Annotated in this window: 11 protein-coding genes; 2 read left to right on the forward strand and 9 right to left on the reverse strand. The window is 40.6% G+C overall.

Annotated elements, in window-relative coordinates; all coding sequences use genetic code 11:
* Positions 1 to 150 precede the first annotated feature (150 nt).
* From PQO03_RS08410 to PQO03_RS08445, 8 genes are all read right to left on the reverse strand, one after another.
* A complete protein-coding gene (locus tag PQO03_RS08410; protein ID WP_337993447.1) occupies positions 151 to 1,338 on the reverse strand; it encodes a sulfatase-like hydrolase/transferase in 1,188 nt (395 codons plus the stop codon).
* Positions 1,289 to 1,576 carry a sulfatase-like hydrolase/transferase gene (locus PQO03_RS08415; RefSeq protein WP_274149475.1) on the reverse strand — a complete coding sequence of 96 codons (288 nt, stop codon included), beginning with the start codon at positions 1,574 to 1,576 and terminating at the stop codon, positions 1,289 to 1,291. Before PQO03_RS08415 ends, PQO03_RS08410 begins: the two co-directional genes overlap by 50 nt.
* A 4-nt stretch (positions 1,577 to 1,580) precedes the next feature.
* Positions 1,581 to 2,249: a DUF6250 domain-containing protein gene (locus PQO03_RS08420; protein ID WP_274149477.1), complete on the reverse strand. Its 669-nt coding sequence runs from the start codon at positions 2,247 to 2,249 to the stop codon at positions 1,581 to 1,583.
* 1 nt (position 2,250) lies between these two features.
* On the reverse strand, positions 2,251 to 5,124 hold the full coding sequence (locus PQO03_RS08425) for a chondroitinase family polysaccharide lyase (protein ID WP_274149479.1): 2,874 nt from the start codon (positions 5,122 to 5,124) through the stop codon (positions 2,251 to 2,253).
* Positions 5,125 to 5,296: 172 nt separating this feature from the next.
* The gene (locus tag PQO03_RS08430; RefSeq protein ID WP_274149481.1) at positions 5,297 to 6,301 is read right to left on the reverse strand and encodes a LacI family DNA-binding transcriptional regulator; all 1,005 of its coding nucleotides are present in this window, start codon (positions 6,299 to 6,301) and stop codon (positions 5,297 to 5,299) included.
* A 413-nt stretch (positions 6,302 to 6,714) separates the two neighbouring features.
* Complete coding sequence (locus PQO03_RS08435) at positions 6,715 to 8,088, reverse strand: DUF1501 domain-containing protein (protein ID WP_274149483.1); 1,374 nt, start codon at positions 8,086 to 8,088, stop codon at positions 6,715 to 6,717.
* A 14-nt stretch (positions 8,089 to 8,102) separates the two neighbouring features.
* On the reverse strand, positions 8,103 to 9,947 hold the full coding sequence (locus PQO03_RS08440) for a DUF1553 domain-containing protein (protein ID WP_274149485.1): 1,845 nt from the start codon (positions 9,945 to 9,947) through the stop codon (positions 8,103 to 8,105).
* Positions 9,944 to 11,080 (reverse strand): DUF1549 domain-containing protein, encoded by a 1,137-nt coding sequence (locus PQO03_RS08445; RefSeq protein ID WP_274149487.1) that lies wholly within the window; start codon positions 11,078 to 11,080, stop codon positions 9,944 to 9,946. Before PQO03_RS08445 ends, PQO03_RS08440 begins: the two co-directional genes overlap by 4 nt.
* A gap of 447 nt (positions 11,081 to 11,527) precedes the next feature.
* On the opposite strand from PQO03_RS08445, the gene PQO03_RS08450 reads away from it, so the two are divergent.
* Complete coding sequence (locus tag PQO03_RS08450; protein ID WP_274149489.1) at positions 11,528 to 12,730, forward strand: hypothetical protein; 1,203 nt, start codon at positions 11,528 to 11,530, stop codon at positions 12,728 to 12,730.
* Positions 12,731 to 12,925: 195 nt separating this feature from the next.
* Here the strand turns inward: PQO03_RS08450 and PQO03_RS08455 are convergent, their stop codons facing one another.
* Positions 12,926 to 13,501 carry a TetR/AcrR family transcriptional regulator gene (locus tag PQO03_RS08455; RefSeq protein ID WP_274149491.1) on the reverse strand — a complete coding sequence of 192 codons (576 nt, stop codon included), beginning with the start codon at positions 13,499 to 13,501 and terminating at the stop codon, positions 12,926 to 12,928.
* A gap of 155 nt (positions 13,502 to 13,656) precedes the next feature.
* Here PQO03_RS08455 and PQO03_RS08460 point away from each other — a divergent pair, with 155 nt between their 5' ends.
* On the forward strand, positions 13,657 to 14,391 hold the full coding sequence (locus PQO03_RS08460; protein ID WP_274149493.1) for an SDR family oxidoreductase: 735 nt from the start codon (positions 13,657 to 13,659) through the stop codon (positions 14,389 to 14,391).
* Positions 14,392 to 14,425 lie beyond the last annotated feature (34 nt).

The raw sequence follows: 14,425 nt of genomic DNA on the forward strand, positions 1-14,425 counted from the left end.
TGGCTTACACCACACTCTATTTTATGTCGGGTTAGAGCCCTAGATGATTATGAATCGTAATTAAATCCAAGGTATGACTAGATTCGACAGGCTATTTCATTACGTAATTTCATTACTTTTGTAAATAAAGCCTGTACTAGAAATAATGACTTAATGATCTTTTTTGAAATGTGGGTTGTGGTGCATTTTACTGATTTCCTTGGCAGGTTTTTGCGGGATGTGCAAAGCCATTTTTTTCCGGAGAGCTAAGCTCTCTGGATTGAGGGCGATATTTTTTAATTCCGCAGGATCTTTCTCAAGGTCGTAAAGTTCTTCACTGCCATCGTGATAAAGGTAATAACGCCAGCGACCTGAACTTACGGCAAAATCTTTGGGACTGAGACAAGTCAGCACTGCCCGCTCCTCTTTTTTTGCGTTTTCCGCAAATAGATTTCGGAAACTTTGCCCTTCATTTGTAGGGTTCTCAGGCAAGCCACAGTAATCCAGAAGTGTGGGATAGAGGTCAATCAACCCCACATCAACTTTGTTCTTAGCCTGGATCTTGACCCCTGGCCCTGCAAAGACTAAGGGAACTCGGGACGAACGTTCCCATAAGCTCATTTTAGCAAAGCGATTTTTCTCTCCTAGGTGATAACCGTGATCACTGGCCACAATTACTAAAGTATTATCTTTATGGGGGCTATTTTCTAGGGCTTCAAGAACCTGCCCTAGACAATCATCGACGAAAGATGAACAGGCAAGGTACGATTGCAGTAAAGGTCTTAACTGCTTATTTTTTTTGGCCCATTCATAAGTTGGGTACGCTGGAACAGCGTGTACTTTTTGTGCGGCCTGAGGAATGTCCTCAGCATCATTTTTATTGAATTTTGGAACGATAATTTTGTCTAAATCAAAACGATCAAACCATTTTTTTGACACATGCCAAGGCACATGAGGCTTCACAAATCCCACTGCCATAAAAAAGGGCTTATCATAGTCTTTCTCTAAACGTTCAATCGCCCAACGTGCAGTGTGTAAATCAGGCTGATCCTCATCAGTCAAATAAGGCCCCCAATCCGTTAGCGTGCCCTTGCCTTTCTTTCCTGCTTTGGGCCAAACCATGCGCAGCTTTGGTGCAGGTCCAAAGCAAGTTGAACCATTGCCTGGCATGCCTCCGTATTCATCAAAGGCTCCAGCTGCCGCACCACGATGAAATACCTTGCCTTTACCCATGGTAATGTAGCCATGATCCGCAAAGTACTCGGGTAGAAAGCGTAAATCTAAGCGCTTAATTCCTGTCTTGATATCATCATCTTGAATATGCCCGTATATGCCCGTATATGCCCGTGCTACTTGGATAGAGTCCCGTCATCATTGAGGCTCTAGAAGGACCACAAAGAGGCGCTTGGCACCAGGCATTACTAAAACTCATTCCTCGAGCCTTGAGTTGATCAAAATTAGGCATGACTTTTGCGCTTTCCGCATAATAACGCCCGACGTCTTGCGTTAGGTCATCAATCAAGATAAGTAAGACATTGGGCTTATTGGCATAGAGGGACGAAGTCAACGCAGAGATAATTAAGAATAAACGGTACAAAAATTCACTCCTTTAAACTAAAAATTTTAAAACTTTCAATACTCATGTGGTTGTTCACAGTACGAAAAGCAAACCATCCTTCCTCATGTGCTTTGGGATCCGTATAATCATAAATCACTTGATTATCGATACTATACACAGTTCTATTTCCACGACAAACGATGGATATATCATACAATTTATTGGGGATAATCAAAGGCTTTTTAAGGTCGTGCTCTGCTAAGAGGGGGCGATTCACTTGTCCATTATAGCGACGAAAACGCGTCTTGGTATTATTGTGACCACCAAAACCTACATAATAGGTTTTGAATTTATGATAATCGGGAAAAGCCCCCGTTCTCTCATTGGAGAACTTAAAGATATCCTGAGGTGAACGCGGATCAGATATTTTCCAAAACACATTACAATCCGATACACGGTCGCGATCTCCGCCAACTTTAATCATGCGTACTTTATATTCAATTCTAATATCACCCGTCAGTTTTTTCTTGAAAAACATAGTCATTCCAGAGGCATCAATAATATCAAACTTGCCCTGCTTAATTGTTACTTTCCCACGTGGCATTTGCTCAATATGCCAAGCCGATAAATCTTTGAATTGTTCTTCATAAATCAAATCATCTGCACTCAGGGCAAAGTTGAACAAGCACACTAATAATAGTGAGTATTTCATATTACTTAAGCCTCTCAAGACTTAGCTTTACTGGCTCACCATGCTGACATTGGACCTTTAAATGATTACCATTAATCAAGTGAACTGACTTCGATTTTGTGAGCAGTTTGAATTCACCTTTTAAAAGGATTTCGACTTGCGAGCTTTTACTCTCATTTTTTGCCCATTGTCGTGAGTAAATACTCACTTCTTTTTGTATTCCCTGCTGATCATACTGATTCTCTTCACGCCCTTGATAAAGCCGTAAGTCGGGATCACAAATTGCCAAATTTAATACTTTCCCTTGTTGCTGACTCATCAGTATACAAGCTTGATTTACTTGAGAAAATAGTTTGGAATTCACACTGGAAGATTTTTTTGAAATGGCGAATGCTTCCTTATTCCCATAAGATATCCCATGAACTTCATTATCTTTTTGTAAGAGTTCATAAGTGAATGAATTATTGCTACTTTTTATTCTAAAGGCATACTCATAGCCCGCATCAATAGGCGCCTTACCATGATCAAGCCAGACTTTGGTATACAAAGAATTTTCTAGTTCATCATTCTTTTGATTAGGGCTTATTTGTACTCCTGAAGAAAATTTGAATGACCCTTCTTTTATCTTCCAAGTATTGCCCTTCATATCTGTAAATGATTTTGACTTGAACTCTTCTTTTACTTCTCCAGGAATTTGAAACAAAGTGGTGACAGTATTGTTTTTCTTGTCTGTGGAATTAATCGCACTACCTAAGCAAACCACCATATCATCGAACATAAAGTAGGATTTAAATGCTCTCAAGTCTCCACCGTATTTAGGATGTGAGTGTAAAAGCATAGAGAACATACCTTGCCTATTAAGGTTTAAGCTTCCCGAGAAAGTTTGGTCACTAATGAGCAACTCTTCATTGCCACTGAATTCGTCTACTTGTACAACATTGGCCTTCAGTTCTTCAAATGGTAATACCATAGATGTTGTCCCAGGGAGATAGTTCCAGTCAAAGCCCTTCATGTCTAAATCTTCAGATGGCTGCATCAGCTGATAATGACCATTGGATAAATAACGCCCATAATGATTGGCCCCATTATAGATTTCAGCGCCCCAGAGATAACGACTAAAGCCTTTTACAGTAAAGAGCCAATCATCGCGACGATGAATACCCAAGCTAGCATAATTCATAGACCAACTGCCCTGTGGGGATGATTCAACTTTAAAACCAGCTTTGATCAATTCATTAAAGGGACGGGAGTACTTACGATCATTTTGCACCAAGCGCAAATAAGTGGCTGCCATCTGAGGATCAATTTTAGATTTGCCATCGGGGCTCCCTGATTTTGCCATCCAATAATAAGTTCCAGGATCTAAAGCTCCTTTAGCGTTTGGATGCCTTCCTGAAATAGATAAAGGCCATTTGCGAAGATTGCAGTAATTGCGCATCATATAGAGGGCTTTATTAACTTGTTGATGGTTTTCCTCCGCAAGTTTAAAGCTACCCCCACTTAAAAGATAAATAACGGGACTAATACCACGCAGTGCATCTCTGCCATAGGCGGGATAATGATTGCGATGATGATAAAGAGAACCATCAGCTTTCAAGGGTGCTTTCAGTCCCGGAGCGGTTTTTAAGCCACGATTGAGCCATACTTGAAAAGACTTAAGGCAATAGGCCTGATCGGCAGTAGTCTCTGCCATTAAGGCTGTGGCAAGCATACCCATTGAAGTTGTATTCAGAATATCAATATTGGCATAAGATGCTGTTTCAAAGTCTTCATAGACTTTACCAAAACCACAGAACCAATACATATCATCAAAAGCTTGCTGCAGTAAACCGGCTTTGCGCAGAGGCTCTTTCATCAACAGCATTGCTGGGTAATAATCTCGGAAGGGATAACCGAGGTGATGAAGGGTTCCTAGACCACTTCCCGCTGCCCACGCATACTTGTGCATATTCTGATATAAAGCCAGAAAAACTTGCTCAAGCCCAAGCTTATGCACAGTTCCTGCAACTTGGTAAGCACGGGCAATCTGAAGCATAAATGCGGTATAATCTTTTGCACTCAGCTGACCTTCCAATAGTTTCTTTTTTACGGTGGATCCATAAATAGCTCCGTGATAAGTCAGCAAGACGGCTTTGCCCTTTTCCAGGATCATTTTCTTATTCTTAGTACTAATATCATCGACAAGCTTCTGAGTCACTTTTATCTTTTTATCATTGAGTTCTAAAAAACGTTGATGTACCAATTTTATTTCTTCATAACTTTGTGGGGATATTGAAAAACTCGTTTTTTTCTGATTGGAAAAATAATTCAATGCCATCCAATGCTTATTGGCATTAACTACCACCTTTGGATTCACAAAAGGTACTTGGCGATCAGGCATTTGATGACGGGGGTCCACCTGGCTAGAAGGGATAAAATGGTCAATAAATAAAGTTCCCGAATGGCTACTTTGCGGCGCTCGCAAAAGAATTTGATTCATACCCTTTATTGCCTTCCCCTGCATATCTCTTTCATACGATACCCAACAAGTACGCCAACCAGTAAAATTGAGTTGATATTCAAAATAGCAGTGTTCATGATCATCCTTTAGAAAGCTTATTTTAAAGGAGTCTTTTATGGCTTTAGGATTATATATCCAAAATGAAAATGTCGATAAAGCTTTGTCCTCTGTATTTTCACTTTGGGGTAAAAATTTTATGGGGCCTGTCCAAGATAATTGATCGCCTCGCTGCCATTGCCACTTCAGTGACGCTGCTTCATGAAAGGACTCTTCTACGCTAATGACTGCCGCTCCACGCCATGCTGAAAGTTCATCAGCATTTTCAAATGAAAGTGGTTCTACGCTATAGGCCAGTAAGCTGAATGTGCTCATAAGACTCAAAAAGATTTTTCTCAAAATAATTCCCTTGTTTGTAATCAGTAAATATTATACTGAATCAATGACTAATTAACTAGCTTAGTATCCTCGTATTCAGTAAACTTCTTTATCGAAAGAATAAAATATGCCAACGTTGGCAAAACTTAACTCATAAATATAAACAATGCAAATCCAAGTGCGCTTTTTTTATTTAGGTGGAGGCTCTTTCGACTAAATCAGCATCAACAAATTTTGTGTAAGAAACTGAATTAGAACTTTTTATGAGATCACATAATAACTTACCACTTATTTCGCCTACTCGCTCAACTGGCTGTGATATTGTTGTCAAAGGCGGTTGTGTAAAGGCGGTGATGGGCTGATTATCAAAACCAATAATAGCTAAGTCCTCTGGCACTTTAATCCCATTTTGCTGACAGTACTGCAAAGCTGAGACGGCCATCATATCTGTGAAAAACTGAATCGCTTGAGGGCGCTTTGCGAACTTCGCAAAATGCTCCATTGCCAATTTACCAGATTCGACTCTAGCCTCATCGCCTACAGCTAATGGTGCTAAGAAAATATTTTCCTTTAAAGAATGAGTTTTTACTGCTTTTTTATAACCCTCGATACGCTCATCGTTACCAAAAGCCCCTTCAATTCCCGCATAAGCAATATCTTTATAGCCTTTCTGCTGCAAGTAAGTAATTGAATCATAAATGGCTTTTGAACGATCTAAAATGACTTGGCTCATGCCCTCAAAATCCAAGTCAATTCCAAGGCAAGGAATATCTTGTTGATCAAAAATTTTCCAGAGGCCTTTAATCAAGTCATATTGTTCTTGATTATCATAATCCGCCATCAAAACCGCTCCAGCGGGACGACTAAGGGAGAGACGCTTCAATAAATCTTCGCAACAATTCTCGTCTTCTACGATAAAAATTGAGAGCAAGAGCTCTTTTTCTCGTAGGACTTTCTCCATCGCAGCAAATTTACGGAGGTGCATTTCGTGTAAGTTATTAATCACCGCAATGACTTCATAACCACCACCACTCTTGAGTGCACGCGCGGCCAAATTGGGAATGTAATTGAGTTCTTTCGCTGCGGCTAAAACTATTTTTTTAGTCGCTTCTTTAATTTTCTCATCACCCTTTAGGGCACGATTCACGGTGCGGATCGAAACGCCCGTTTTTTCTGCAATATCTTTTAATGATGCCATAATGCCTCTGAAGCTTATATTTCCTTCAAAATAAACTCAGAAAATACTAATTTCCAGCTTCCATTAAACTAAATCACGACGAAATGCCAACGAGAGCACGAAATGATTTATGATCATAAGTCATTGCCTATATTTTTTCTAAGATAGAATATCCGCAAGGGTCAAGGGCCCGACAGAAATTAGCATGCACCGCAGGTGCATGAATAAAAACGTAAATACATGCCAAGGACCAGCGGTCTGAGCAAATAAGCACCGGACTTATATCATCCGCATTGGAATGCGGTGCTCCCAGCATGACCCATATTAAATGCCGATTGAGAAATGATATTAAGTCCAATTCCGCATTGGAATGCGGTGCTCCCAGCTGTGTCTACATTATATGCTTTGGCTTAGTGCCAAGGCATATATTTTTTTTAGCTCAGGATATCTTTGATGACTTTCGCTTTATGAACACCCGTTAAACGAATATCGAGGCCTTGGAATTTGACACTGAGTCGCTCGTGATCAATACCCAATTGATGCAGCATAGTCGCATGAAAATCTCGAACGTGAACGGGGTTTTCGACTGGTGCATAACCAAACTCATCACTTTTCCCGTAAGTCATGCCACCCTTGATACCACCACCAAACAGTGCCATTGAGAAGCAATCCTTATGATGATCTCGTCCATTGCCACCTTGTGACATTGGAGTACGACCAAACTCACCAGAAAAAACAATCAACGTTTCGTCCAGCATACCACGCTGTTTAAGGTCTTGAATCAGTGCGGCGGCACCCTGATCAGTTAAGCCACTCGCAGTTTTAAATCCATTCTCCAAATTACCATGATGATCCCAGCCCCGATGATAGAGCTGAATAAAACGAACTCCACTTTCGGCCATTCTTCTCGCTAAAAGACAATTAGAGGCAAATGAGCCATCACCAGGTTTACAGCCATACATATCGATGACGTGTTTGGGTTCATTGGACATATCCGTCAAAGTTGGTACCGAGGCCTGCATTCGTAAAGCTAAATCATACTGAGACATGCGAGTGTTAATCTCGGGATCTGCATACTTATTTTTCAATAATTTATTCATTCTATTAAGGCGGTTAATTAAACTGCCTTGTTGCTTAGTCGAAATACCATCTGGGTTAGTGATGTAATGAACGGCATCACCACTGGCGTTGAATTGAACCCCTTGATAACGACCAGGTAAAAATCCATTATTCCACTGACGAGATGATATGGGTTGAGCTTGCCCTCCCCCTGCAGAAGTTAGAACAACAAAACCAGGAAGATCTTTGTTAGGACTTCCCAAAGCGTAAGTCACCCAAGCCCCCATACTGGGATAACCATTGAGAATACTACCAGTATTCATCACCGTGTGTGCAGGATCGTGATTAATTTGATCGGTGTGCATTGAGCGAATAATACACATGTCATCCGCGAGCTTGCCTAAGTGAGGAAAACGATCCGATATTTCCAAGCCTGACTGACCGTATTTATTAAATTCAAAGCGAGGCGCAAAACACTTGAGTTTTTGGCCTTGAAGCTGCGCGAGTTGCTTGCCCTTGGTAAGTGATTCGGGCATAAATTGCCCATCCATTTTTTTCAGTAGTGGTTTATTATCAAAGCTCTCGAATTGAGATAATCCCCCTGCCATATAAAGGTGAATCACACGTTTAATTTTGGGCTGATGATTAGGAAAATTGGCGATCCCTGGATCGAGGGCATGTAATTGATTGGAGCCTAGCATGCCAGCACTAGCAAGAGAGGTGAATTTTAAAAAGTTTCTTCTATTCATAATTATACCTTGCTTTAGTAAACACTAAGTGTTTCGTGGAGATTAAAAATCAGTCTTGCTACGGAGCCATAGGCGGCTAAATCAATTTTATTATATTTGTCTGCGTCTTTTATTTTTAGGCTGAGTAAAAATTTATCCGCATCTTGGGGTGAGGACATAAAATAGGCTTGTTGATCCTGATAAAATGCTGTCAACTCTTGGAGTTCATCACGGCCAATAGGACGTGTAAGGGCGTGCTGTAACATCCATTCAATGACATTGCTTTCAGGACTCGCTATTGCCTGCTTTGCAAATGCACCCGCGGCTTCCAAGAAACTCGGATCATTGAGCAAAGCGAGTGATTGCAAAGGTGTATTGGATGCCGATCGACGGGCATTGCAGGTATCGGCAGAAGGAGTATCAAACGCTTTTAACATAGGGTGTAAAAAGGTTCTCTGACGATGGATGTAGAGTCCTTTACGGTACTGATTCTGATCCTTGTCTACCTGATAGGTTCGTCTAGGAAAATTGAGCTGAGCATAATAGCCTGCGGGTTGATAGGGTTTAATACTTTTGCCCCCCACAGTTTTATTCAACAAGCCACTCATTTGCAAAATATTATCGCGAATAAATTCGGCTTCTAAACGCCGTGCATTTTGTCTTGCTAGCTTAATATTAAAGGGATCAGAGTTCACCAAAGTGGCATCGCGTTCAGTACTCTGACGATAGGCCTTGGACATAAGGATGCGTTTGACGGCATTTTTTACATTCCAATTGTCCTTCCTAAAACTCCAAGCGAGGTAATCCAAGAGCTCAGGATTATCGGGTGTTTCGCCCTGTGAACCGAGGTCTTCCACCACTTGCGATAAGCCTCGACCAAAATACAAATACCACAGGCGGTTCACAAAGACTCGTGCAGTCAGCGGATTTTGTTCCGAGACTAACCAATTCGCTAAATCGAGTCTATTGGCTCTACCTTCTTTTTCAATTTTCCCTAAGAAAGCAGGAATGGCGGGCTCGACGATTTCGCCACTCTCATCTTGCCAATTACCACGAGCTAAAACACGTGTTATCATCGGCTTGACTGCTTCGGTGATTTGGCAATCAGCCCTACCGTAATCCAGGGATTCAGCTTGAGCTTCAAGTTTGTCCAAGTGCTTATGAAGCGGTGAAAATTCTGCTAATAATCGAGTGAAGGCTTCTAAGTTTTTCAGTCTTGCAATTGCATAATCTTGAGGCTTGATATCTTTTGAACTTAATTCTAGGTCAAAGCGACCCGCCATGTGTGCTGAATGTATACTTTGGAATTTTAAAGTGACTTCTATCTGACCCTTAATCATTCGTTCTAGCTTGAGCACCGCATGTCTATTCTCGCCAAGTTTTGTCTGGCCAGATATCGCCCAGCCTCTATTAGCTTTCTTACTAGCTGTAATAAGATTTTTCACTGGGAAGCCGCCTTGAGAAAAATCTGCGGCTGCAGCAGTAATTTTAACCGGTATTTTTTCACCTCCCTTATTAATCTCATTAATTTCGATGACCGACAGAACGACATTACCATTGCCAATCCCAAGCTTATTGCGATAAGTCGGATCCACCAAGAAAGCGAGCATCAGCTTATCGGCGGGTGTGCTCTGATTGAGGCTGATGATATAATTATCTTTATCACTTCTATTCTTCTTCCTCAAAAATGAGCCATCACTTAATTTTTTAAAGTTGGCACCATGGGTACTTTTTACAGTCGTGATTTTGGTCTCAGCATTTTTTTTGGAATCGATTTTCCATTGTTTGTATCTAGCTTGAATACTCTTAGAATCACTCAAGTCTTTAATCTCTTTATCCACTATCTCGAGTTCTTTTTTCACTGGTGCAAACTTGATCATCTTTTGCTGATCAATAACTTGCATGATGGGGGATAAACATAACCCTTTTTATCTTTACCTTGATAAACACCTTGTTGTTTTATATCCGCAAAAAACGCTGAAAAGGCATAGTAGTCCTTAGCCGTAAAGGGATCAAACTTATGATCGTGACATTCCGCACAACCTAGAGTAGAGCCCATCCATGCCGTTGTAGTTGTACGAACTCGGTCACCCGAGTACTTGGCGAGATATTCTTTGGCTTGCGCTCCGCCCTCACTGGTCATCATATTTAAACGATTATAGGCCGAGGCAATCAATTGTTCCTCACTAGGTTTTTCTTGCAAGAGGTCGCCAGCTAATTGCTCCCGCGTAAAATCATCAAAACCCTTATTCGAATTAAAGGCATTGATCACATAGTCTCGGTAGGGATAAACACGTTGATTTTGATCACCGTGGTAACCCACGGTATCGGCGTAGCGCACTATATCTAACCAATGCACCGCCATTTTTTCACCATAGGCCTGATCCTTTAAAAAGCTATCAATCAAAGTCTCCCAGGCATTTGAGCTCTTGTCAGCTAGAAATTGATCGACTTCTTTTTGAGTGGGCGCTAGGCCCCGCAAATCAAAACTTAAGCGGCGAATCAAAGTTATTTTATCCGCAGCTTTATTTAAACTTAGGTCTAAAGGACTTAATTTAGCTTCAATGAGCGTGTCGACTGAATCCTTTTTATTTGGTAGCGCAATAGACTCATAAGACCAATGATCCTCATACTCGGCACCTTCTTTTATCCATTGCTTAATTGTCGCTTTTTCTTTTTTGCTGAGGCTTTTATGCGAATCAAGTGGTGGCATGATGTCATCTTCATCATCCGTAATCAACCTTTCCCATAAGAGACTGTCTTCGGGATTCCCTGGAATAATAACCGCATCCAAAATCCTCTTTTTACCACTCTTACTTGTGTAGTGACGTTCCTTCGCCGCTAAATCAAAAGTGTGTAATTGCAGTTTCCCTTTAATATCATGGGCATCTGGACCATGACAGGCAAAACATTTGTCTGATAAAATGGGACGAATATCTTTGTTAAAGCTTATGTCTTCTGCACTAGAAATAAAGCCAAAACAGAGAAGTGAAGTATATAAAATTTGCTTCATAGGATCTCCTTGTTATAAATCGTGTTATTATAACTTTCCCTATTATACCTCTTTGTTACAGCTTTGTTTCAAGAAAGTTCGATTTTTTAAAGGATTAAGCCCATAAATGCCAAACGCTCTCATTTAAATGAGAAGATCTCATGTAAGAAAGTAATTAAGTTTCAGTATTAAATTCGTCCCATGTCGACTGCTCCTTAAAGAATGATCTGCTTGGCCCTGTTTAATATGCTGTGATGCATAAAAACATCTTTCTGATCAACTCGAGGATATGGAGAAAATTCATGAGCCTCAACGTGAAATTAGCCTACTATTTTTTAATCAGCGATTAATTCCACATACTTAAAAATTATTTATACTAGAAAAAATGAATCGCTCTAGCTTTTTTTTTGTTTATTTATTATAACAGTAGGTAAATAAATTTAATCTATATAATTTCGAGTCACAATAATGAAAATGCGTAAGCATAAAAGAAAGCTTCACTTCTCCCTTGTAGAATTATTTACGGTCTTACTGATCAATCTTATTATTGCGGCTTTAATTTTCCCAACTTTTTTTGGAGAAGTAAAATCCAATAATACTTTAGCTGCTAATGATCTTCAGCAAAATGAAGCCCTCAAAGAAGATCTCATGCAAATTGAAAAGGCCTTAGATGAAATAAACCAAGATGAATCTAAAGGTCTATATAGTTTAGCAAAAGTCAGTTTTAAAATAGATCAGCCAGTACTTCAAAGATCTGCAGTGGAAACGGTATTGCTAGGCCTCATGAAAAACAAACACCCTCAGACCAGTGCTTATCGCCAAGCCGTAAAAAAGCGCTTAGGTGAAAGATTTATTGCGTTCACCAGTGGCAGTGATTTCGTGATAACATGTCTAAGTTGCCAAGGAGAAGGTCATACTAAAATTGATTGTAAGTCATGTGTCGGTGGAGAATGTAAAAACAATTCTTGCTCAGCTGGTTCTATTATCTACAAAGGACTTAATGGCAAAAAAGTAAAAAAAACTTGTCCCACCTGTAAGGGGAAAGGTGCATGTACCAAATGCACAAGCGGTGGCAATATTTTACTACGTTGCCGACAATGCTCTGGCAAAGGAAAAATCATTACTTATAAAAATGTCCCAAAACTATATAACAATGCTCTTAGCCAGCTTCGCAAACTTACTAAAGATATCAACAATGATCTGAAAAGTGGCAACGCGATACTTTCTAAGTCACAACAAACTGAAATCAATCCTCCTCAAGTAAGTCCCTATAAGCAAAGACAAGTGCCACGAAAAACACATAAACCCGTAGCAATTGCTAGCCAAGTAAAGCCACAGAAAACTCCGCCGCACCTTAAACTCGTTCTAGAAGAATTTTATGATCATTTAAAAGCTAAACAACGTCAAAGTGGTATAACTTTGGCTTCGCGATTATTTGCTTTGGATCAAGATAGTAATGGCAACTACACAACAACTCTTTACCTCACTGCGAGTGATGACTTCATTAAAAATGAGCGCCGAGAAGATTTTTTAATTGGCTTATATGAATTTTGGAAATTGCGCTGTGGCTCAAACCGCGTCCTTCGATCTGGTGGCGCCTGCATTATCCTCTTGGATAAAAATGAGAGCGTCATTGCTGTAGCCTATAGTGCCGAAGATATAAAATTTTAATTTTACCCTAAAATCTTGGCCCATAAGGATTCTTGGTTCTTTTTGGGTTTGAATGAAGCTCTTCGGGGCAAGCCATCTCGCCTAGGCGAGCCTTCGCGTTGCCAAGCGAGCTATCTTAAACGGATTCGTAAATACCTATCGCCCCAAGGGAGGAGAATTAGACCCTACTAAGATTAAGTTGCTAACTAGATATATTCATGAGTCAAGGGCACTCCAAGGTAGCCAAGGAAGACCTTCGCGCAGTGCGATTCTTTGCGTCTGTGTAGCATTGCTGCGATAACCATAGACACGAATCCCAAAAATGTGCACCATCAGACAGGCCGCACGAGTCTGACTTACTTCGGCATCGTATTCTTTTTCCAAATATTGGCATAGAAGAGCTTCCCCCTCGATAAGCATTTCAACGGCGAGTTTATACAGTGTATTGCCCGTTGCAGCCAACTCAAGTTGAGTTTTGATAACAAAACAACTGCAGTAATCGGAACTCTCAGAGTCTGAAATAAATAACTCAAAAAGATTACAGATTCCTTCACCCACACTTGCTGCCTCATCTAAAACCGTCGCCATTCGTTTCTGGTGAATTTTCGCGTAATGCTTAAGCGCCTCGCAAAACAAACCTTGCTTACTACCAAATTCATTATAGAGACTGCCTGGTTTCAAGCCGGTAGACTCCTTGAGTTGTTGCATGGAAGTGGCATAAAATCCATGTTCCCAAAATAAAGCGACCGCCCGATCAAGGACTTCATCGCGATCAAATTGTTTTTTTGCCATCGTGTTTCCTCAGGATAATTTTTTCTTTATAGCTCACTATACATCATTTTGAACGATTATTCAAAAAGGAATTTGACATAAGCTTTCTATGGACTAAGTTTTATAATCTTGAACGATCGTTCAAAATATAATAATAGATAAAAAGGAAATGAATTATGAGCATCTCAATCAAAGACAAAGTCGCATTAGTCACCGGAGCCAACCGTGGCATTGGCAAAGCCATCGTAGAATCATTTCTAAATCATGGTGCCAAAAAGGTTTACCTTGCAGTACGTAATCCAGAATCGACTCAAGCGCTTGAAGCACAGTACGGTGATAGAGTTGTAACTATTCAAGCAGACGTATCGGCTTCGGACTCCATTAAACGCCTTGCCGACCAGACCAGTGATGTGGAGATTGTTGTCAATAATGCAGGTATACTTTGTTTAGCGTCACCACTGGATGAAAATGTGGAAGAAGCCTTTTCCAAAGAAGTGAATGTAAATGTTTTTGGTCTGCTTCGCATCGCACAATCTTTTGCTGAGATACTGGAGCGCAATAAGGGGGCCTTGGTTCAGCTCAACTCTATAGTGTCCATGAAAAACTTCGTCGGAGTATCTTCATACTCGGCATCCAAAGCAGCTTCTTATTCATTCACTCAAGGACTCAGGGAAGAGTTGGGCGAGAAAGGAGTAGCAGTCCTGAGTGTACACCCAGGTCCCATAGCCACTGATATGGGCACAGAGTCTGGCATTGAAAATGGAGCTGCTGCCTCAATCGTATCGGAAGGTATAGTCAAGGCACTAGCAGCGGGTGAATTCCATCTATTCCCAGATAAAATGGCACAACAGATGGGTTCCGCTTATCAGAGCTTTGCGGAGAATGTTATCCTAGCCGATTTCTCCGTATAATTCGGTTTTTAGATAATAATCACCATTTATAATG

This window comes from Lentisphaera profundi (genome assembly GCF_028728065.1).
In the GTDB taxonomy this organism is placed as follows: Bacteria; Verrucomicrobiota; Lentisphaeria; order Lentisphaerales; family Lentisphaeraceae; genus Lentisphaera; species Lentisphaera profundi.

Excerpts from the sequence above, each read along its gene's own strand:
- PQO03_RS08460 (WP_274149493.1), top strand. The coding sequence starts at position 13,657 with ATGAGCATCTCAATCAAAGACAAAGTCGCATTAGTCACCGGAGCCAAC.
- PQO03_RS08450 (WP_274149489.1), top strand. The coding sequence starts at position 11,528 with ATGAAAATGCGTAAGCATAAAAGAAAGCTTCACTTCTCCCTTGTAGAA.
- PQO03_RS08445 (WP_274149487.1), bottom strand. The coding sequence starts at position 11,080 with ATGAAGCAAATTTTATATACTTCACTTCTCTGTTTTGGCTTTATTTCT.
- PQO03_RS08455 (WP_274149491.1), bottom strand. The coding sequence starts at position 13,501 with ATGGCAAAAAAACAATTTGATCGCGATGAAGTCCTTGATCGGGCGGTC.
- PQO03_RS08420 (WP_274149477.1), bottom strand. The coding sequence starts at position 2,249 with ATGAAATACTCACTATTATTAGTGTGCTTGTTCAACTTTGCCCTGAGT.
- PQO03_RS08430 (WP_274149481.1), bottom strand. The coding sequence starts at position 6,301 with ATGGCATCATTAAAAGATATTGCAGAAAAAACGGGCGTTTCGATCCGC.
- PQO03_RS08435 (WP_274149483.1), bottom strand. The coding sequence starts at position 8,088 with ATGAATAGAAGAAACTTTTTAAAATTCACCTCTCTTGCTAGTGCTGGC.
- PQO03_RS08440 (WP_274149485.1), bottom strand. The coding sequence starts at position 9,947 with ATGATCAAGTTTGCACCAGTGAAAAAAGAACTCGAGATAGTGGATAAA.